The organism is Rickettsiella massiliensis 20B, assembly GCF_000257395.1.
Lineage (GTDB): Bacteria > Pseudomonadota > Gammaproteobacteria > Diplorickettsiales > Diplorickettsiaceae > Diplorickettsia > Diplorickettsia massiliensis.
The window spans coordinates 18,827-39,346 of sequence record NZ_AJGC01000003.1; the positions used below are offsets into that span (position 1 = coordinate 18,827).

Here is a 20,520-nt window from a genome sequence, read left to right on the forward strand (position 1 = left end):
TTTTACATTTTTATTTTTTCTCTATAGATAATAAAAAATGATTATATCTTTGACAAACTATCTTCTTTTAGTTATAAATAGTTAATTAGGACGTCTAAAAGATTTCGCCCCTAACCCTTTTTAAAATAAAACGTTACCATGCCCCCCATCGAAAAATTAGCGCAACTGAACACAAAAACTTCTGTAGCGATTCTGGTTAAAGCCTTAAAAAACTATACGCTAAAGTCTGAATGTATTGAGGTAAAATTACCCACTATACCTAATCCCGCAATTTACCTTATTGATGAACAAAATAAGCAAATTATTTTTGCCACGCCGCTTAATACAGTAAACGTATCGGATTACTTATCGGCCCTTCAAGAAAAATTAGGCGCGGAACGCTTAGATAATTACCACCTTATCCTGCCTGTTATTGGAAACGGAATCGCAGGGCAACATATTGCTACCCTCTATAAGCCAAAAGGCTGCGCAAAAAAAGCATTTGTTATTGATTCTAAAACCAGTGATCCAGAGTCTTTCTTCAAACCTTCAAAGCAAAACTTGTTACAAACGTTCAAGGGTGCTTTCAAAGGTGTTTTTCGTGCATTGATTCCTAACTATCAAACAACTTTACAGCCTAATGACTTTTATTTTGAGTCCATTGACTATTTAAGTACCGGCTATCAGTCTTATTTTGATGGGATTTCTTGCGGCTATCATACTTTATCCACTATTCTGAAATTAGTTTTGATTATTGAGGAAAAAGAAGCGCTCTCCTCTAAAGCGCTTCGCTCATCCTTAAATTCAGTTTCAAACGATCCCCTTATTAAAGAAAGCCTGCCTCGTGCTTTAAATGAAATCATTTATTTAGAACAAGAAAATACTTCTTTTCTTCGTTATCGCGATTATATCGCCCTTGCATGGAATAAAACTTTTTTTAATGGTGTCGATGAACAAACACGTAAAAAACAAAAATTTCAGCATATCGTATTCGGTTGGCCATTAGAAAATCGCCTGTCTGATCAGATAATTTATTTCTTATCTTTAACGTTTATTCTTCATCCTCTGCAATTATTAATAAATTTGATCATTACCTTACCTATTAATCTAATTACTGAAACGTTTCAGTACTGGCAAGATAACGTATTTTTAGCTGAAAACAAGGCATCGATTACGCAATATGCGCGCAGTGCTTTGCTCTTAATTATTTATCCATTACTTGACTTAAGTAAAACGCTCCGCTTTATTACAACGCAATTATTTTCGCTTCTGACACCTTTCGAAAAAACGCCCGGGGTCAAAGAAAGTAAACTGCCTGCTAAGAATACACTCCTAAATAAAGAAGAATCGTTTGCTGAAATTGAGAATGATGATTATTTTCTTATAGAGAAGGCGTCTCCAAAAATAAGTTCTATTGAACAAAAGAACAAGTTGGACCCTAGCCAAGAAAAAGAAGAATATGATGAAGCAGGTGACCAGAACTCAATCGATCAAAGCCAAACTTCTCAGCCAACACGGTGTTCTTAGAATGCCCACCAATTCCTCGTCAGAGGGGCCTTTTTCCGACTCGCGTCAGCAGGAGCAAACGCCGTTGATAGGCAAAACTAATACATCATGCTGCGTATCATAACGTCAGATACAGCATGAAGACTCAGCAAAAAACGCTGCTTTACACAAAAAAGAGGCGAAATCAGCTGACATATTCATTGGTGACAAAACAAATTTTAGAGACACATTGATCTCTAAAAGAGGACCGTTGTATAAAAATTATTCAGCAAGAAAACTCTAATAATAAAATTACAGTGAATAATCGAGATCAAGATATGAAAGCACTTATATTTAATGGTCCAAAAAATAAACAACTGGTTGATCAAGAAAAACCAACCATTATTCAGGCAACCGATGCGATTGTTCAAGTAACCCATACCACGATCTGTGGCACGGATTTACATATTCTAAAAGGTGATGTTCCTGAAATGGCTGTCGGTAGAACTTTAGGACATGAAAGGGTCAGCAAAATAGAGGCGATTGAAGAAAATGTAAAAAATTTTAAAGTCGGTGACTCTGTGCTCATTTCATGCGTAACCTCTTGCGGCCGTTGTGTCAGCTGTATTCACATTGCAATGATGGTGGCTGGATTCTTAGACATTTAATCGATGGAACTCAAGCAGAATATGTACGAATTCCTGATGCAGACAATAGTCTATATCGAATTCCCAAAGGAATTGATGAAAAATCACTTGTTATGCTGAGTGATACTTTTCCAAATGGCTTTGAAATCGGGGTATTATCAGGATAAATCAAGCCAGGTGATACGGTCATGATTATAGGTGCCGGTCCTATTGGTATGGCGGCCTTACTGACTGCGCAATTTTATTCTCCTGCGCGTATTATTGTGGTTGATACCGATGTTAATCGTCTTAAAATAGCGGAAACATTTGGCGCAAATGACATTATCAATCCAAAAACTGAAGAGGTGATTGAGCGTTTATTGGTGATTACGGATCAAGTGGGTGTTGATGTGGCAATCGAAGCCGTAGGGGTTACAGATTCTTTTTATGCCAACAAATCATTGCTCTGGGAGGTCATATTGCTAATATCGGTGTACACGGAAAAAGTGTTGAATTACATATTGAAAAACTCTGGGCCCAAAATATCGTCATTTCGATGGGGCTCGTCAATACAAACACCGTATCCATGTTGCTAAAGATGATTCGCTCGGGAAAAATAAAAAGTGATTCGCTCATTACCCATCAATTTTCTTTTGATGATATTCTTAAAGCATACGCTGTATTTGAAAATGCCGCGCAAAATAAAGCATTGAAAGTGCTTATTTCTGCTTAAATAATAAAAGTAAAAATAAATCTTTGTTTATTCAATAGTTGGCTTGATAAATAGTGAGACAACCTAGGAAAGATTTTGTTAACGTTTACTTTACGTTATTTCCCTTTCGCTGAACAATATCTAAACTAAATTCAGTCAAGGAGCCTATTTTATAAAAGAAAACTTTTTATTTAACGAATCGGTCAAACAAACCAGTTTTTATGATTTGGATTGTCAGCCTAAGCCATTGTTTGGCGCGTATCTATACTTATCAACCCTTAGACCGTCTGACTGAAATTGAATGCGTTGAAAATCCGGCGGGGCATCTTAAAGAAAGTGATCTATTAACTGATCGACCCGGCCGTTATCAAACCTCACATACCGCACGAAGTGCTTATGAATGGCCCTCAGATCCACAGGAAGTTGAACTCGGTCGATTTACGCATTATGTCGCGGATCGCTTAAAAAAAGGGTTAAATGAAAAATCAATATACGCAACTTATTATTTGTGGGACACCCCATGTGAGTGGTGTTTTGCTTGCACAATTAGATAAACAGGTTAAACAAGTCGTTTTAGCGAATCTCTCAAAAAACTTTATAGATGCGGCTTCTGAAGATTTAATGGATTACCTCAAAAACAATTGGTGGGAAATTAAATCCAAAAAAGCATAGTATTAATCAATAAAATAAATAAAGGTTCTCTATGAAATGCAGTAAAATTGATTTTATAATCGACAAAACACATCCTTCTCCTAATTATAATGAACGTATTTTTTTATCTGGTTCTCCATTACACGGCGGCTAATTGTAAGAGCTCATTAAATCAATTAACTAATCCGAATGCACAAGTCAGTGCACATTATTTAGTTCCCGAAACACCGATTGAAGAAGAAAATAAAATCTTTCAATTAGTAGATGAATCTAAACGAGCGTGGCACGCCGGGGTAAGCACTTGGCAAAAACGGTCTGGCTTGAATGATTCTTCTATTGGTATTGAAATAGTTAACTTAGGCTACAAAGACGAAAGCGGGCAACGTCAATATTACCCTTTTCCTGATTATCAAATTGACTGCGTCATTGCATTAGCTAAACCGATTGTAGAACATTATCAATTACATCCTACGTGTATTGTTGCACATGGTGATATTGCTCCGGGTCGTAAAGTTGATCCAGGTCCGCTCTTTCCTTGGAAAAAATTATATGAAGCGGGAATCGGTGCTTGGTATGACGAACACGCTCTGGATTTAAAAGCGCACCAAACACTCGATATTGCTTTACTACAAAAAAATCTACGTACATACGGTTATCCCATTGAATTAACCGGGAAGCTAGATATGCAAACTAAGAATGTTGTTTGTGCTTTTCAAATGCATTTTCGACCGAGTAACTATTCAGGTGAACCGGATGCAGAAACACTCGCTATTTTAGAAAACCTCCTGCACAAATATTTTCCAGAAGTGAAAAATTCATCGGTAACAAACACCGCAACTGCATCCACTTAGAGAATCACTTCGATTTATTGTATGAAAAAATCGGTCCTTCCTCTTTTTTTAAAAGAGGGAGGCGTAACTTAACGTAAATTAATTATTTATTTTTATAGACTTAAGTATTTTCGCCTGAAGTATCTGCTTTACGAGTCGGGCGCTTCCAGTTCGCTAAACTACGTGCTTTCGCACGACTGACGGTGAGCTGTTCTGCGGGAACGCATTTGCTGAGCGTTGAGCCCGCACCAATCACTGCATTCTTACCCACATAAATTGGTGCAACCAGCGCAGTATTTGAACCCACAAATACTCCTTCTTCAATCGTCGTCCGATGTTTATTTTGACCATCATAATTACAGGTAATGGTTCCTGCACCAATATTGACATGTTGCCCAATCGTAGCATCGCCGACATAACTGAGGTGATTAATCTTGGTATTTGATTGAATATGGCTATTCTTAATTTCAACAAAATTGCCCACATGGACATTGGCTTCAAGCCGAGTTCCTGGGCGAATCCGTGCAAAAGGACCGACTGTACATTGATCGGTAATAATGGCTTCTTCAATAAAACAATTTCCTTTAATCGTTACATTCGCTCCAATTTCAACATTTTTGAGAACCGTATTGGGGCCAATATAGGAATTTTCACCAATGGTATTTTTTCCTTCAACAATGACATTCACATCAATCACTACGTCTTTACCGATAGTTAATTCACCTCGTAAATCAAAACGCTGTGGATCACGTAAAGTCAGTCCCTGAAGCATAAGCGCTTCCGCTTGCGACACGATCATTAATACCTTGCATTTCACCCGGGTTATTCGAAGTGACAGTCACAACAGGAATTTCATCCCGCACTGCCATCGCTACAATATCAGTTAAATAATATTCCCCTTGCGCATTATTTTGCTTAATTTCAGGAAGCCACCGCTTTAACAAAGCCGCCGGGACACAAAAACACCACTGTTAATTTCCTTTATTTTTTTTGTTCGGGCGTAGCTTCTTTTTCTTCGACAATTTGCACAACATTTTCTTGAATATTACGCAAAATTCGTCCTAAGCCAAATGGTTGCTCAGTTTTGACTGTAATTAAGCCAATTTGGTTTTCTCCCGTCTGTGCGATGAGCTCAGTGAGGGTTTCTAAATTCACCAACGGCGTATCGCCCAAGACAATAAGAACGCGACTTGTTTCCTTTTTTATATGTGGAATCGCTTGCGCGACAGCATGCCCAGTTCCTAAAATTTCTTTTGTTTTACCCAAATGACAGGTAAGTCGGGAAGTGTATTGGGAACTTGGGACCCGCCATTCCCATAGACCACAAAAATAGTTTCTTGGCTTAAGTTTGATGTACGGTTTCGGTACAATATATTGTCAGTAACGGTTTAACTGATGTAATACTTTTGGTAAATTGGAGTGCATTCGCTTGCCACGACCGGCCGCAAGCACCACAACCTCCAAGGAGAGGGGATAATCATTCATAGACAACTTGTCTGGCTTCATGATGAAAAGATAGGGAAAGTCCGTGTTGCAAATAAAGAGCTTTGATTCGCGCGCTTTCTTTGTAACCGTAAACGGTTCATTTTAGCGCTTTCCTGTTGCCTTCTTTTTCAACTTAGCGATCGCTTGTAATTGGGCCGCGGCTTGTGCCAATTCAACCGTGGCTTTGGCATAGTCAATATCAGTCTGCTTATCATGCAAGGCTTGCTGAGCACGTTGTTTCGCTTCAGCCGCTGCCGCCTCATCCAAATCGACTGCCCGAATTGCGGTATCTGCCAAAAGTGTCACACAATCTGGTTGTACTTCTAAGATTCCGCCTGATACATACAAGACTTCTTCTTCGTCATCTGCCTTAATAAAGCGAACTGGGCCGGGTTTAAGTGCCGTTAACAGTTGGGTATGGCCAGGATAAATTCCTAATCCACCAAGCAAACCGGTAGCGGTAAACTGCTTAGCTTCACCTGAAAAAATTTCCGCCTCGGCACTCACAATTTCAACTTGCATGGTTTTGGTCATAATACCCAACCTTATAAGGTTTTTGCTTTTTCCACAACTTCACTAATCTTTCCGACCATCGAAAACGCTTGTTCTGGATAACGATCGTATTCACCATCGAGAATCGCTTTAAAGCCATTAATCGTATCTTTAAGACTGACATACTTACCGGGTGCGCCAGTGAACACTTCTGCCACAAAAAAAGGCTGTGATAAAAACTGCTGTATTTTGCGAGCACGCGTCACAATTAATTTGTCTTCATCGGATAACTCATCCATCCCTAAAAATCGCAATGATATCTTTAAGTTCTTTATAACGCTGTAGTGTTTTTTGCACAGCACGCGCAACATCATAGTGTTTTTGGCCAACAATCAAAGGATCCAGTTGCCGACTGCTTGAATCCAAAGGGTCGATGGCGGGATAAATACCGAGTTCCGCAATCTGTCGAGATAAAACAACCGTTGCATCTAAATGTGCAAAGGTAGTCGCTGGAGAAGGATCCGTCAAATCGTCTGCCGGAACATACACCGCTTGAATCGAAGTAATTGAACCGGTCTTCGTTGACGTAATCCGTTCTTGCAGCGCACCCATTTCTGCCGCCAAGGTCGGCTGATAACCTACCGCAGAAGGCATACGACCTAAAAGTGCTGAAACTTCCACCCCTGCGAGGGTATAACGATAGATATTATCAATAAACAAGAGCACATCACGGCCTTCATCACGGAAATTTTCCGCTAACGTTAAACCGGTGAGCGCAACCCGCAAACGATTGCCCGGTGGTTCATTCATTTGTCCACGTTGGAATCTTTCATTTCATGATAAAAATCATTCCCTTCTCGTGTTCGCTCCCCAACACCGGTAAAAACTGAATAACCACTGTGTTCAATCGCAATATTACCATCATATTGACGGTCTTACCAACACCCGCTCCACCAAAAAGTCCGACTTTCCCGCCTTTAGCAAACGGACAAAGTAAATCGATCACTTTAATACCGGTTTCAAGAAGCTGCTCGTTCGCGGCTTGCTCTGAAAAATCAGGCGCTTTACGATGAATTGGCAACATTTGTTCGGTTGCAATCGGCCCTTGCTCATCAATCGGGTGACCCAGTACATCCATAATTCGACCGAGTGTTTGTTTCCCAACCGGCACGGTAATCGGTGCGCCGGTATTCTGAACAACCAAGCCGCGTTTCACTTGGCCCCATCGCAATGGTGCGCACGACGCCATCACCTAATTGCTGCTGGACTTCCAGGACGAGTGGGTGATCGTCGACCCGCAACGCATCATAAATCTTAGGGACTTGCCCACTTGGAAATTGTACATCAATCACGGCGCCAATTATTTCGACAATGGTTCCAGTTGCGTCTTGATTCATAATTTTTCTCTTCATAATAAAGTTAGTCACCTAATTAAACGGCTTCACTTCCTGCGACAATCTCAGCCAATTCTTTGGTAATCGCCGCTTGGCGAGCTTTGTTATAGGCCAATTGTAAGTCGTTAATGAGCTCACCGGCATTTTCCGTTGCACTTTTCATCGCCACCATGCGCGCTGCTTGTTCGCAAGCGGTATTTTCAACCACACTTTGGTAAATTTGGGATTCAATGTAACGTATGAGAACGAGTTCTAGCAAACTTTTGGAGTCAGGCTCGTAGAGATAATCCCAACGATGGTTTACTTTCGATTTTACCACCGGAATGATGGGTAACAACGACAAACTTTTTGGTTTTTGAACCATGGTATTGATAAATTCGTTATAGATCAAGGTCAGGCTATCTAACTGGCCAGCTTTATAATGATCTAGCAGAACCTTAATCACACCAATTAAATCCTGGACTTGCGGTGCTTCGCCCAGATGATCAACGTGTGCCACAACATTACCACCGACCCGTTTAAAAAATGCGCTGGCTTTACTGCCAATTAAGGCTAAGTCCACCGCAACCTCTTGGGCTTGACATTGTTTAAGCTGTTGTAAAGCTAACTTAAATAAATTGGCATTGAGTCCGCCGCATAATCCTTTATCCGTAGAAATAATAATAAAGCCGGCTCGTTTGACCTCACGTACTTGGAGATAAGGATGCGGATACTCACTACGACTCGTTGCCACATGATGAACGACATCAAGCATTTTACGCGCATACGGCCGTGATAAAGATCTTACTTGCTGCCACCATTTCCATTGCACGGGTAATTTTTTGCGTGCCTTTAATGCTGGTTATTTTTCCACGGATCTCTTGTGCAAAGCTCATGTGTATTACCAAGTCTGCGTAGCTTTAAAAGAAGTAATCGTTTTGCGCATTAAGTCAACAATCGCTTCATTGTAATCGCCTGTTTTATTGATTTCAGCAAAAAGCGGGTCTTTTTGTGAACGCATATAAGCCAACAATCCTTCCGCAAATGGAACAATTTGATTGAGGGGCACGTCATCCACATAGCCTTCTTTACCCCACTGCGAACAATAACAAGGCCATTTCAGCAGTGCTCAGCGGCTGATATTGTTTCTGTTTGAGCATCTCGGTAACACGTTGGCCTCTCTCCAACTGTTTACGAGTAATTTCATCTAGATCCGACATAAATTGATCCGACATAAATTGAGAGAAAGCGGCAAGTTCACGATATTGAGCTAAACTTAACCGAACATCGCCACCAACTTTCTTAATAATCTTAGTTTGTGCGGCCGAACCCACTCGCGAAACCGAAAGCCCCGCATTAATCGCCGGACGAATCCCTGCATTAAATAAATCCGTTTCTAAGAAAATTTGACCATCGGTAATCGAGATCACGTTTGTCGGAACAAACGCTGACACGTCACCCGCTTGAGTTTCGATAATCGGCAAAGCCGTCAGAGAGCCCGTCTTGCCTTTCACACAACCATGCGTTGCTTTTTCAACAAACTCCGCATTAACACGCGCCGCACGTTCTAGTAATCGGGAATGGCAAGTAAAAAAATATCCCCTGGATACGCTTCACGACCCGGAGGACGACGCAATAGCAAAGAAATTTGGCGGTAAGCCCATGCTTGCTTAGTTAAATCATCATAAACAACCAACGCGTCTTGACCCTGGTCGCGGAAATATTCACCCATCGCACAACCGGCATAAGGGGCGATAAACTGCATCGCAGCGGAGTCGGCGGCACTGGCCGCGACAATAATCGTATGTTTGAGGGCATCGTGCTCTTCTAGTTTACGCACCACCGCCGCGATTGAAGAAGCTTTCTGGCCAATCGCTACATAAATACATTTAACACCGGTGTCTTTTTGATTAATAATCGCATCAATCGCTAACGCCGTTTTTCCAGTTTGACGATCACCGATGATCAATTCACGCTGTCCACGACCAATCGGAACCATACTGTCGATCGCTAAAATACCAGTTTGTAAAGGCTGCGAAACACTTTGTCGCCAAATCACCCCAGGGGCAATTTGTTCAATCGGGGCCGTTGCTTCGCTTGCAATGGGACCACGACTGTCTATCGGTTGACCTAACGCATTGACCACGCGACCGAGCAACGCATCACCAACCGGAACTTCAAGAATACGGCCCGTACAACGAACTGTTTGTCCTTCACTCAACGATTCGGTATCCCCTAACACTACGGCGCCCACTGAGTCACGTTCGAGATTGAGGGCTAATCCATAACATTGGTTAGGAAATTCAACCATTTCACCCAACATCACTTCATCCAGCCCGTAAATGCGGACAATACCGTCACGCAGACTAACAATCGTCCCTTCCGTCCGCGTTTCGGCAGAAACATCAAACGTTTGGATACGTTCTTTAATGAGTTCGCTGATTTCGGATGTGCTCAGTTGCTGCATAACGTATGCCTCTTATTAATTCATTAGTGTTGCACGCAAGCGTTCAAGCTTTCCGCGCAAAGAGTTATCAATCACAAAATTTTCAATTTGTATGGTTAAACCACCGAGTAATTGCGGGTCAAGCACATACTCTAACGTCACTTTTTGGTGTAAGCGCCCTTCTAAAGCGTGTTTTAAAGCCTGTTCTTCCGTTTTATCCAATGGAACCACTGACGTTACTTTCGCATTCACTTGATTCACTTGTTTCCTTTTATATAGGACAAACAACTCACTGATCGCCGGCAAGGCTAAAAGGCGTCGATTTAAAGCAACGACCTTCAAGAAATTTTTTCCTTTCTCAAATAACTGTGGTTCACAAATTCAAGTAAACAGGCTAAAGCAACCTGTGGATCAATGCGGCGATCACCCAGCAACGCTTGCATCGGCTTCGCCTCAATGATTAAGCGAACTTGATTAAGTAATATGCCCCATGCTTTGAGTTGATTATCCTCAATCGCTTGGGTAAAGACCGCTTTGGCATAAGGCCTGGCGACGGATAGCTGTTTTTGCGGCGTCATCAAATCTCTTCCAAAGACTGTTTAAGTAACGCGTGCTGAGCACCACTATCGAGTGAGCGCGCAAGGACTTTTTCTGTCGTAGTAATGACCAGGTTCGCCACTTCAGCGCGCAAACGTTGCTGTGCGGCATGCCATTCTTGCTCAATATCTGCCTTAGCCAGCGCGAGCAAACGCTCACTTTCTTTTTTTATTTGCTGCTTGGATTCTTCAGCCAGTTGCGTCGCGCGCTTACTGGCTTGATCAATGATTTTTGCAGCCTGCTCTTTCGCTTGCTGCAATTGTTCCTCGACTTTTTGTTGAGCCAACGCCAAGGACGCTTGGCCACGCTCGGCAGCGGCTAAACCTTCTGCAATGTGTGCTTCACGGTCTTTTATGGCCTTGATGAGAGGTGGCCACACAAATTTCATGGTGAACCAAACAAACACCGCAAAGGTTATTAATTGGCCTAGTAAGGTAATGTTTATTTCCACGACAGTCTCTCAATAAAGTTTTTCTTAGCCTGTGATCGGTTTACTGACGAATTTCAACACTTCGCTCAGGAATGGGTTTTTCGCAAAAATCAAATACAGACCCATTACGATAGAAATCGCGGCAAATGCGTCAACTAAACCCGCCATCAAGAACATGCGTAACATCAGCATCGATGTCAATTCAGGTTGTCTTGCTACCCCTTCAAGGAATTTACCCCCCAAAATACCGAAACCAATCGCGGTACCGAGTGCCGCTAAACCAACGAGTAACGCGGCCGCAATAGCCGTTAACCCCTGTACATTTGCAACAACGCCTGCAACTTCCACCATTTTTTACACCCTCTCTTTATATTAAAAAGTTATCTCTAAAATTTTTCTTTGTATTCAGAACACCTTGCTTAACCGAGCTAAACCTCATTTCAGCCAAGGTTCCCTCTACAACGCTGCATGCTAACGAAAATTTCTTTCAATTTAAACTGAAAAATAATCTTTTTCATCTTTATTTTTTAATGTCCATCGTGCCCATGCGATTCATGAGCCATACTTAAATAAACAATCGTTAACATCATAAAAATAAAGGCTTGGATCAAAATGATCAGAATATGGAAAATCGACCAAATTCCACCAAATGTCCACTGTACCCACCAAGGGAGCAGCGCAACTAAAATAAAAATCAACTCACCTGCAAACAAATTACCGAATAACCGTAAAGAAAGCGAGACCGAAAAAGAATATTAATCGGAAAAAGATAGAGTCCAAACGGCGCAGTAAACATTTCCTTACCGACGCCTTTAATGCCTTTTATTTTAAAGTTATAGTAAACTATCAAAAAGAATACGGCGATCGACATGCCAAATGTTGCATTGGGATCGGCGGTAGGAACCGAGCGAAAATGAGTAATCCCAAATAAAGAAAGGATAGTCGGTAAAAAATCAACCGGGACCAAGTCCATAAAATTCATCAGGAAAATCCACACAAAAATAGTCAACGCTAAGGGCGCTATCAACTGACTTTTCCCTTGAAAAGATTCACGGACCGTCTTATCGACAAACTCAATTAAAATTTCAATAAAATTCTGAACTTTACTGGGCACACCGGCCGTTACGTTTTTGGCCACTAGGTAAAACAAAAAAAGAAAACCACTACCTAAAACCAACGATAGAAAAAAGGTATCGAGATTAAGATTCCAGAATCCCGTATCACCAAATTGGCCGGTCTTTAAATTAAACGTTAAATGCTCAAGGTGATGTTGAACATAATGAGCAGGACTTTGGGCGGCGTTCATACAAACCGCTCCTTATAATGAAAGCTTCTTACCAGATGCATAGCTAAAAAGACCTGTGACATGAAATAGCCGACAAGCAACGCTGGAATACTGATTGATATTTTTTGAATTAACATCACAAAAATGATCCCACTGAGTACAAGCTTTATTATTTCCGCACGATAAAAAACGTTAAGCTGCTTTGCCGGCGGTACCTGACCTAAGCTTTGAAAAATTTTATTCGTAAAATAGCTATTGGGTAGAACCCACAAGAACACACCCCACCACAGCGAATAGGTGATCAGCCAACTATAAAAGAAACACCCACCTAGGCTTATCCATAGTGTATTCAACAAACCAATATCCAAAATCTTACGCAACATTTTACGTGGGTACTGGGTTTTACGAATTCTTGTCATTCTCCGTCCCCTCCCGGGTTGGCGGACAGTATAATAAGGGGTTCTCTTGAATGCAATGCTAAAACGGTATTTGGCCGGAAAAAGGCCCTTGTTCCTACGCAATGATGACATTGAACCGAGTCGCGGCTGTCTCAGCAAGTGAAGTGGGCCAGACACACAAAAACTTCACACTTATGCGCTTGTAACGTGGTCAGTCCCCTGCTGAAAAGCAAATCGTGATTCGCCACTCTTGCCTACACGCTCGTTTATAACTCGTGCGCTCTCTTTACAGAGTTTGGCGCACGCTGGATTTTGCTCAATACAAACCGCGCTTTTGTCATTTAGGCAATATTTCTCTGTGTAGTTGTATCAATAATTGTTTTTTGCAAACACGTTGCACCAAACGTTACTAATCAACAAATTATTGAGAGCGGATGATCTAAAAGTAAATTCGGCTTTCTTTTCAAATAAAATTATGCCAGCATCTTCAACCTAAGTATAAAAAAATATGAAAATTGGCCTACACTAACGTGTCAGCTATTACTATGGCTTAAATTAAAATGTTTTTTGTTTCGGTCTCCTTATTTTTTAAGGTCATTTTATGCCACGACAACAAGCGTATATGAAAAAAAAAGCCGCCGAAGCGGCTCTCGACTTTATCCAAAAACACTCCATTATTGGGTTAGGCAGTGGGTCCACCGTCAATGCTTTAATCGATGCCCTCTCATTAAATCGCCATAAGTTGGAAGGCGTCGTCGCTGCCTCTACCACCACAGAAGCACGTCTCAAAGCCGCGCAGATCCCGATAGTCGACCTAAATTATGCTGGAGTCCTACCGCTTTATATCGACGGAACCGATGAGGTTAATGCACAATTACAATTAATTAAAGGTAAAGGTGGTGCCCTCACTCGAGAAAAAATTATCGCTTCGGCCAGTCAACAATTTATTTGTATTGCGGATGAAAGTAAGTTTGTGAGCCTGCTTGGAGAGAAAGCAATTCCAATCGAAGTCATTCAATGGGAAGAAGTTATGTAGCCCGACGATTAGTGAGTCTCGGTGCCTTTCCTGTTTACCGGGAAGGTGTTGTAACGGACAATGGTAATGTAATCTTAGACACCCAGTTTTTGGATTGTAAAGATCCGAGAGCGTTTACTCACCACAATCCCCGGGGTAGTTTGTAGCGGCTTATTTACTGAACGTCCGGCCGATACCTTGTTATTAGCCTCGGCAAACGAAGTACAAGTCTTGGAACGAAAAACATTACTTTGAAAGCGTTTGAAGAGAGCGGTGTCTCTATGACACGTTTCTCTTCTCGCTGAAATTATTCCTCTCTCAGGCTGACCGCTATATTAATAACGATAATAATCCGACTTATAGGGTCCCTCGACCTGAACACCAATATAACGCGCTTGTTCAGGAGTCAATGTTGTCAGCTTGGCGCCCACTTTATCAAGATGTAACCGTGCCACCTGTTCGTCCAACTGTTTAGGTAGCCGATAGACCTTGCCGACTTGGTAGCGTGCGGCGTGTTGCCACAATTCAATTTGCGCCAGCACTTGGTTCGTAAAAGAATTTGACATCACAAAGCTTGAATGACCCGTGGCACAACCCAAATTAACCAGGCGCCCTTCAGCAAGGAGAAGGAGACGTTTTTGACTTGGAAAAACAATTTGATCAACTTGCGGCTTGATATTGATCCATTCAAATTGGCGAAGACCCGCAACATCGATTTCCGAATCAAAATGCCCGATATTACAAACAATCGCTAAATCTTTCATTTGTTGCATATGTTCGAGCGTAATGACGCGCTCATTACCGGTGGCGGTCACAAAAATATCGGCTTTACCGGCCACTTCTTCTAAGGTGAACACACGATACCCTTCCATCACGGCCTGCAACGCGCAAATTGGATCAATTTCTGTAACCCATACCGTCGCACCGTACGCACGTAAGCTTTGCGCACACCCCTTACCAACATCTCCATATCCACAGACAACAGCCACTTTCCCCGCAATCATGACATCGGTTGCTCGCTTTAAGGCATCTAACAACGATTCTCGACAACCATATAAGTTATCAAACTTAGACTTCGTTACAGAATCATTCACATTGATCGCGGGTAAAAGCAGTGTGTTCTGCGCTTGCATTTGATAAAGCCGATGTACGCCGGTTGTGGTTTCTTCCGACACGCCTTTGACCTGAGCAAGCTGTGACGGATATTTTTCATGCATCAAAACGGTTAAATCACCGCCATCATCCAACAATAAATTCGGCTGCCAACCATTAGGTCCTTGTACCGTTTGCTCAATACACCACCAAAATTCCTCTTCAGTTTCCCCTTTCCAAGCAAACACCGGCACACCGCGTGCGGCCATCGCCGCCGCCGCATGATCTTGCGTGGAAAAAATATTACAGGAGGACCAACGTACTTCCGCACCCAGCTCAAGCAGCGTCTCAATTAATACTGCCGTTTGAATCGTCATATGCAAACAACCGGCAATGCGCGCGCCTTGTAATGGCTTTTGCTGTCCGTACAGCTGACGTAGCGCCATCAGTCCGGGCATTTCAGATTCGGCAATCGTAATTTCCTTACGCCCCCATTCAGCTAACGCCATATCAGCGACTTTATAATCCATATCTTGCACTCGGTTTTTTTCAATGATCATTTGTGGTTACCTTGTCTTGTAATGCCGCACGTAATAAGCCCGCCTTATCGGTTTTCTCCCAAGGGAAACACTCATCTTGTCGTCCAAAGTGTCCATAAGTGGCGGTCGGTTGATAAATCGGGCGCAGTAAATCCAACATTTCAATCAGACCATAAGGACGCAGATCAAAATGCTGACGAATCAGTTGAATAATTTGACGCTCTTCTAATTTTGCTGTGTCAAACGTGTTTACTGAAATAGAGGTCGGTTCCGCAACGCCGATGGCATAGGAAACCTGAATTTCACAGCGCTTGGCTAAGCCGGCAGCTACAATATTTTTTGCGACATAACGTGCCGCATACGCCGCGGAACGATCGACTTTACTGGGATCTTTTCCAGAAAAACAACCTCCACCATGACGTGCCATCCCACCGTACGTATCGACAATAATTTTTCGTCCCGTTAGTCCGGTATCCCCTAACGGTCCGCCAATAACAAAACGACCCGTTGGATTAATATGGTAGTGTGTCTGAGTCAACCATTCGCTAGGAAATAACGGTTTGATTATTTCTTCAATAATCGCTTCTTTTAATTCTGAATAGGCAATCTCTGGGGTATGTTGGGTCGAAAAAACGATGGTATCGGCTGCAACCGGCTTCCCGTCTTGATAACGAAGTGTCACTTGGCTTTTTGCATCCGGTAGCAACCAATTTAAAACACCATTTTTTCTAAGCAAGGCCTGTCTTTGCATTAAACGATGTGCATAAGTAATAGGCGCAGGCATCAACACATCCGTCTCATCACTAGCATACCCAAAAATGAGTCCTTGATCGCCTGCACCTTGATCGAGCTTATTTTTCCGATCGACGCCTTGTGCGATATCGGGAGATTGTTTCCCAATCGCCGACATCACCGCACAGGATTGCCAGTCAAACCCCATCGAAGAGCTATTATAACCAATCGCCTCCACGGTTTGACGCACAATTTGTTCCACATCCACAACACCATCCCAGTTTTCACAAGTGTTTCATGATTATCTTGAGCGAGCAGCGCATCCAAAATCGCATCAGAGATTTGGTCTGCGATTTTATCTGGATGCCCTTCGGACACCGACTCAGAGGTAAAGGTTGTATAATTATCCATTATCTTATCTCACTTAAAGATCAAATCAGTTTTATTGTGATGGGGTCTAGAAGCGTGCCGTGACATCGGCATTGCGTAAAACCGGAGGGTCATCGTAAAAGTAAAGAATTCAACTGTCAACTTGATTGGCTATCCGAACTCACAGCAACTATCCATTTATTAACAAATTAAAGAGTTTCTTCCTCTAAATTATCTACATTAAGATAAACGCAACCCCGGCGATGCCCCGTTCAGGCACACAAAGCGTTCAACCTTCTTTCAGCCATAACGTTGCTAAGAGCGCTATCAAAAAACCAATCGGCAAAATAATTAATGCATGGTGATAATCCGATAGACTGTAAATACTCACTTGATTCTTAACCGTACCTTTCCACGTCCAATCCATTAATCGACCAAATAAGGGTTGAAACACCGCATAACCACCGATTGCAAAAAAAGAAACTACACTCACTGAGGTCGCGGTAAGATGTTTTGGATTACTTTCAGCAACCAATGGATAGCTTAAAACTTGGCTACTTGTAAAAAATCCTAATGCAAAGAAGAGCGTTAGCACAACAGGAAAAGAAAGAAACTGGGGTAAACGAATAATAAAAAAGACAATCAATAAAGAAACAAACGCACCCCAGCGCATAAGAGGGATACGGCGCGCCATTTTATCGGAAATCCAACCCACTACGGGTCCACCAATAATGGCGCCTAAAAAAAGAATGCTTGGTGCGAAAGAGGCTTGTGTGGCTGAAAAATTCGCGGTTTGCTCTAAAAACAAACTACCCCAAAGTGCGCCGAACAACGCCATAGGTAAATTGGCTAAGCACGTATACAAACCACATAAGAGATTTTGGCGATTCAAATAAGCGAGTTGCCAACTTTTTAATAAACCAACCGGATGCGGTGCAGTCGATGAACCGGCACCCTCATTTTCCATTTTTTCAGGGGGGTTATCTTGCACAAGGAAAAAATAACGACAAAAATTAGCAAACCTAAGCCGGCATCAATTAACAACGTATTACGCCAACCCAAGGTTTCAGCCAGAAGCGTTAGCGGTGTTTGCGCGACCATCCCGCCAAACATCGCCATGGTCACAATTAAACCGGTCACTAAAGCCATCTTTTCAATTGGAAACCAACGTGAAGCGAGACGAATCGTACTTAAGAAACAAAAAGCGCTCCCAATTCCACTCATAAAACGGAAAAAACAAGCCAAGGCAAAAGAGTGTGTTTTTGCAAAACCAAGAACACCGATGATACATAAAAACAGTGCGATTAAAATGATACGCCGTGTAGAGAAACGATCCAGTAATGCCCCAGCAACCGGCAAAAAAAGCAAATTAGCGTAAAAATAAAATGCGGAAAGCCGGCCTAATTTGGTAGCATGCAATCCAAAATCATGCATCAAATCGGCGCTAATCGCATTGAACATATTGAGCTGAATAAATTCATAGAAAAAGAAAAGCGCGGCGGACAAACACACTATCCATGGCAACCCCCGTTTTGAATAATCGCTTACATTCAGTTGAGGTGCAGATAGGTTTTGCATAGCTTAATCCTCAGAAAAAGGTTGACAATACGTTTCTCGCAAACAATATGCGGCTAGAAAAGCAATCAGAAAAGCAATCGGCATAATCGCTAATCCATAGAGGTAGTTTGTCGGTGTATAAAGTGCAATACCGTGCTCCAAAGTTCCATCCCAATGCCGATCCATTAACCCACCAAATAAAGGTTGAAACACAGCGCCGCCACCCATAATTAGGATCGAAGCTAAACCGGTGGCCGTCCCAGTCAGCGGTTTCGGGTTACTCTCAGCAATTAAAGGGTAACTGATGATTTGTGCACTCGTAAAAAATCCGAGCAGAAAAAAAAGTATTAACAAGCTCAGTAGATTTAAATGCGGTAAAAACATCAAAGCAAGGATAATCAATAATGAAATCAAAGCGCTCATTAACATCGGTAGCCGACGTCGACTCAATGTATCGGAAAGCCACCCCATTAACGGTGCGCCCACGATTGTCCCAAAAAAAAGCATCATCGTCACCGACGCGGCCTGCGCTTTGCTTAAATGATGAACTTGCATCAAATACATGACTCCCCACAATTCACCGAGTAAAACAATCGGTAGATTTAACAGGCAGGTATACAACCCAGCTAAACTATTTTGCGTATTGGTCAAAACCAAAAAAATACTCCGTCGAATGGAAATAGGTTTTTTTTCAATCGCACCCTTTTTTTCAATCTGTGGTGAACCCTGAGGGTAATCTTCAACAAACCGCAATCCCCCCATTAATGAGTACAGCACCGCGCCATCCTAACGTATTCGCGAGTAAGGTAAACGGGGTTTGTGCGACCACCCCGCCTAACATCGCAATCGTCACAATAATACCAATCACAAAGGCCAGACGATGCGAAGGAAACCAACGCGAAGCCAGTTTTATAGCGCTCAAAAAACAAAAAGCATTGCCTATGCCTGCGACGAAATGACTTACGGCAGCAAGCGTTAAGGTGTGGCTCAACGCAAAAATAAAGGTTGCCACGACGACCATCGCCATTGCCGTGAGCATAATCGTACGCACCGAGAACCGGTCGACCAATATTCCAGCAAAAAGCAAAAAAATAACATCGGCGTAGAAATAGGTAGCCGACAAAAAGCCTAATTGAGAAGCCGTAATTGAAAAATCATGCATCAACTCCTGACTAATCGAGTTGAACATCCCCATTTGAATAAATTCATAAAAGAAAAAAGCGCCGCTGCGACACAGACAAACCAAGGCTGATATTGAGAAAAAAAGCGATCTATTTTTTGTCTGGGGCAAGATAACATCATACAAAATTCTAAGGGATGCGAATGGACGACGTTGGCGCGTAGTCTATAGCAAGAAAAGCGCCTTGTCTAAAAAAAAATCAAGCTTTCTAAGAAATTTCCCACTTATTCGGTCAAATTCTTACAACAAGGCAAAATGCTTACAAAAAACAGGGGCCCTGATTTAACGCGCCTGACCCATTTTAAAATGCTTTCGGCAAACAGAGACGTAGCGCTCATTACCACCTATTTCAATCTGTTGACCCGCCACTATTTTTTGAGCCTGCTGGTCCACACGCATATTCATCGTCGCTTTCGCACCACAATGACATATCGTTTTTATTTCATGAATTTCATCCGCCCAGATAAGCAAATAGAGACTGCCTTCAAAAGGCTCGCCAAGAAAATCACTACGTAAACCATAGGCTAACACCGGGATACTCAGTTGATCAGTCACATCGCTAAGTTGCTGCACTTGCTGTTTTCTTAAAAACTGAGCCTCGTCAACAAAAACACTCTTTATTTTAGAATATTCTGTCTTTTTATGCGCCACTAATGCGAATAGATCATCTTGATCAGTAAAGGTATGGCTTTTCGCGCTTAAACCAATACGCGAACAAATCTTACCGGATTGGTATCGGGTATCAATATGCGGTGAAAACAATACCGTATCCATCCCTCGTTCCTGATAATTATAACTGGCCTGTAATAAAATGGTGCTTTTCCCAGCGTTCATTGCAGAATAATAAAAATAGAGCTTAGCCATATCACCTAAAGAGTTTTTTGAGTTAAAGTGAAGAATACTTGTTTTTAAACTAGCATTAAGAAGTAAAATCAACACCAATCAAAATAGAATATTTTTAAAAAATAACCGTCAACATTGATCTCAAAGGATTAAAACTACTTTAAATAAAAGTGCGCAATAACCTACTATAATATCAAATAAACAAATAATAAAGCTAAACGTTTACTATCCTTAGTTTTTATTACTTAAACTTAAATTATATCTATATCGCAAAAGCAAGCTCACGGTTTAAGTAAAGTAAACGAAATATCTTTTTTCTAACTATTAAATGGTGCTTCTTGATGTCTTGTAATATCGCTTATATTCACCATCTGGTTTTTACCCTATCTTGTTGTTTACCTAAT

22 protein-coding genes and 6 pseudogenes are annotated in these 20,520 nt (G+C 41.9%); 8 read left to right on the forward strand and 20 right to left on the reverse strand.

Going from position 1 to position 20,520, the window contains the following annotated elements:
* Nucleotides 1-138 precede the first annotated feature (138 nt).
* The 7 genes from S3O_RS0109145 to S3O_RS14700 all read left to right on the forward strand — a co-directional run bounded on the left by S3O_RS0109145 (nt 139) and on the right by S3O_RS14700 (nt 4,304).
* Entirely contained in the window at nt 139-1,506 is a 1,368-nt protein-coding gene (locus S3O_RS0109145; RefSeq protein ID WP_010598810.1) for a hypothetical protein, read from the forward strand.
* A gap of 296 nt (nt 1,507-1,802) precedes the next feature.
* On the forward strand, nt 1,803-2,132 hold the full coding sequence (locus tag S3O_RS19115) for an alcohol dehydrogenase catalytic domain-containing protein (protein ID WP_235776247.1): 330 nt from the start codon (nt 1,803-1,805) through the stop codon (nt 2,130-2,132).
* A gap of 167 nt (nt 2,133-2,299) precedes the next feature.
* Nucleotides 2,300-2,686 (forward strand): zinc-binding dehydrogenase, encoded by a 387-nt coding sequence (locus S3O_RS19120; RefSeq protein ID WP_010598811.1) that lies wholly within the window; start codon nt 2,300-2,302, stop codon nt 2,684-2,686.
* On the forward strand, nt 2,677-2,823 hold the full coding sequence (locus S3O_RS19125; RefSeq protein ID WP_010598812.1) for a hypothetical protein: 147 nt from the start codon (nt 2,677-2,679) through the stop codon (nt 2,821-2,823). The genes S3O_RS19120 and S3O_RS19125 overlap by 10 nt, the downstream gene beginning before the upstream one ends.
* Nucleotides 2,824-3,023: 200 nt before the next feature.
* On the forward strand, nt 3,024-3,356 hold the full coding sequence (locus S3O_RS0109165) for a host attachment protein (RefSeq protein ID WP_010598813.1): 333 nt from the start codon (nt 3,024-3,026) through the stop codon (nt 3,354-3,356).
* Nucleotides 3,337-3,474, forward strand: coding sequence for a hypothetical protein (locus S3O_RS19910; protein ID WP_268869477.1), 138 nt, complete (start codon nt 3,337-3,339; stop codon nt 3,472-3,474). The genes S3O_RS0109165 and S3O_RS19910 overlap by 20 nt, the downstream gene beginning before the upstream one ends.
* Nucleotides 3,475-3,563: 89 nt before the next feature.
* On the forward strand, nt 3,564-4,304 hold the full coding sequence (locus S3O_RS14700) for an N-acetylmuramoyl-L-alanine amidase (RefSeq protein ID WP_010598814.1): 741 nt from the start codon (nt 3,564-3,566) through the stop codon (nt 4,302-4,304).
* Nucleotides 4,305-4,404: 100 nt separating this feature from the next.
* Here the strand turns inward: S3O_RS14700 and S3O_RS19130 are convergent, their stop codons facing one another.
* From S3O_RS19130 to S3O_RS0109230, 13 genes and pseudogenes are all read right to left on the reverse strand, one after another.
* Nucleotides 4,405-5,055 carry a DapH/DapD/GlmU-related protein gene (locus tag S3O_RS19130; protein WP_010598815.1) on the reverse strand — a complete coding sequence of 217 codons (651 nt, stop codon included), beginning with the start codon at nt 5,053-5,055 and terminating at the stop codon, nt 4,405-4,407.
* A complete protein-coding gene (locus S3O_RS19135; protein WP_010598816.1) occupies nt 5,030-5,227 on the reverse strand; it encodes a glycosyltransferase family protein in 198 nt (65 codons plus the stop codon). The genes S3O_RS19130 and S3O_RS19135 overlap by 26 nt, the downstream gene beginning before the upstream one ends.
* Before the next feature lie 37 nt (nt 5,228-5,264).
* Nucleotides 5,265-5,549, reverse strand: a complete 285-nt coding sequence (locus tag S3O_RS19140) for a UDP-N-acetylglucosamine pyrophosphorylase (RefSeq protein ID WP_010598817.1) — start codon at nt 5,547-5,549, stop codon at nt 5,265-5,267.
* Between the two features lie 321 nt (nt 5,550-5,870).
* Complete coding sequence (locus tag S3O_RS0109185) at nt 5,871-6,302, reverse strand: F0F1 ATP synthase subunit epsilon (protein ID WP_010598818.1); 432 nt, start codon at nt 6,300-6,302, stop codon at nt 5,871-5,873.
* Nucleotides 6,303-6,313: 11 nt separating this feature from the next.
* Nucleotides 6,314-7,672: pseudogene (atpD, locus tag S3O_RS19915) on the reverse strand (F0F1 ATP synthase subunit beta).
* Between the two features lie 19 nt (nt 7,673-7,691).
* A pseudogene (atpG, locus tag S3O_RS14715) lies at nt 7,692-8,529 on the reverse strand (F0F1 ATP synthase subunit gamma).
* A gap of 5 nt (nt 8,530-8,534) precedes the next feature.
* A pseudogene (gene atpA, locus S3O_RS14720) lies at nt 8,535-10,100 on the reverse strand (F0F1 ATP synthase subunit alpha).
* Nucleotides 10,101-10,115: 15 nt separating this feature from the next.
* On the reverse strand, nt 10,116-10,421 hold the full coding sequence (gene atpH, locus S3O_RS19920; RefSeq protein ID WP_010598827.1) for an ATP synthase F1 subunit delta: 306 nt from the start codon (nt 10,419-10,421) through the stop codon (nt 10,116-10,118).
* Nucleotides 10,418-10,657: a F0F1 ATP synthase subunit delta gene (locus S3O_RS19925; protein WP_010598828.1), complete on the reverse strand. Its 240-nt coding sequence runs from the start codon at nt 10,655-10,657 to the stop codon at nt 10,418-10,420. The genes atpH and S3O_RS19925 overlap by 4 nt, the downstream gene beginning before the upstream one ends.
* Nucleotides 10,657-11,127 (reverse strand): F0F1 ATP synthase subunit B, encoded by a 471-nt coding sequence (locus S3O_RS0109215; protein WP_010598829.1) that lies wholly within the window; start codon nt 11,125-11,127, stop codon nt 10,657-10,659. The genes S3O_RS19925 and S3O_RS0109215 overlap by 1 nt, the downstream gene beginning before the upstream one ends.
* Before the next feature lie 24 nt (nt 11,128-11,151).
* Nucleotides 11,152-11,457, reverse strand: a complete 306-nt coding sequence (atpE, locus tag S3O_RS0109220) for a F0F1 ATP synthase subunit C (RefSeq protein WP_408005681.1) — start codon at nt 11,455-11,457, stop codon at nt 11,152-11,154.
* Nucleotides 11,458-11,633: 176 nt separating this feature from the next.
* Nucleotides 11,634-12,412 (reverse strand): annotated as a pseudogene (gene atpB / locus S3O_RS14730) (F0F1 ATP synthase subunit A).
* Nucleotides 12,409-12,810 carry an ATP synthase subunit I gene (locus S3O_RS0109230; protein ID WP_010598833.1) on the reverse strand — a complete coding sequence of 134 codons (402 nt, stop codon included), beginning with the start codon at nt 12,808-12,810 and terminating at the stop codon, nt 12,409-12,411. The pseudogene atpB and the gene S3O_RS0109230 overlap by 4 nt, the downstream one beginning before the upstream one ends.
* A gap of 601 nt (nt 12,811-13,411) precedes the next feature.
* Between S3O_RS0109230 and rpiA the strand changes: the two are divergent.
* Nucleotides 13,412-14,059, forward strand: a pseudogene (rpiA, locus tag S3O_RS14735) (ribose-5-phosphate isomerase RpiA).
* 80 nt (nt 14,060-14,139) lie between these two features.
* On the opposite strand, the gene ahcY reads toward rpiA, so the two are convergent.
* From ahcY to S3O_RS0109260, 7 genes and pseudogenes are all read right to left on the reverse strand, one after another.
* Complete coding sequence (ahcY, locus tag S3O_RS0109240; RefSeq protein ID WP_010598836.1) at nt 14,140-15,456, reverse strand: adenosylhomocysteinase; 1,317 nt, start codon at nt 15,454-15,456, stop codon at nt 14,140-14,142.
* Nucleotides 15,446-16,578: pseudogene (gene metK / locus S3O_RS14740) on the reverse strand (methionine adenosyltransferase). Before metK ends, ahcY begins: the two are co-directional and overlap by 11 nt.
* 247 nt (nt 16,579-16,825) lie before the next feature.
* Nucleotides 16,826-17,503 carry an MFS transporter gene (locus S3O_RS19165; RefSeq protein WP_235776248.1) on the reverse strand — a complete coding sequence of 226 codons (678 nt, stop codon included), beginning with the start codon at nt 17,501-17,503 and terminating at the stop codon, nt 16,826-16,828.
* Nucleotides 17,449-18,114: an MFS transporter gene (locus S3O_RS19170; protein WP_235776249.1), complete on the reverse strand. Its 666-nt coding sequence runs from the start codon at nt 18,112-18,114 to the stop codon at nt 17,449-17,451. The genes S3O_RS19165 and S3O_RS19170 overlap by 55 nt, the downstream gene beginning before the upstream one ends.
* Before the next feature lie 3 nt (nt 18,115-18,117).
* Nucleotides 18,118-18,870: an MFS transporter gene (locus tag S3O_RS17545; protein WP_156792868.1), complete on the reverse strand. Its 753-nt coding sequence runs from the start codon at nt 18,868-18,870 to the stop codon at nt 18,118-18,120.
* Nucleotides 18,833-19,282 carry an MFS transporter gene (locus S3O_RS17550; protein ID WP_192805935.1) on the reverse strand — a complete coding sequence of 150 codons (450 nt, stop codon included), beginning with the start codon at nt 19,280-19,282 and terminating at the stop codon, nt 18,833-18,835. The genes S3O_RS17545 and S3O_RS17550 overlap by 38 nt, the downstream gene beginning before the upstream one ends.
* Before the next feature lie 273 nt (nt 19,283-19,555).
* On the reverse strand, nt 19,556-20,137 hold the full coding sequence (locus S3O_RS0109260; RefSeq protein ID WP_010598839.1) for a thymidine kinase: 582 nt from the start codon (nt 20,135-20,137) through the stop codon (nt 19,556-19,558).
* Nucleotides 20,138-20,520: the final 383 nt, after the last annotated feature.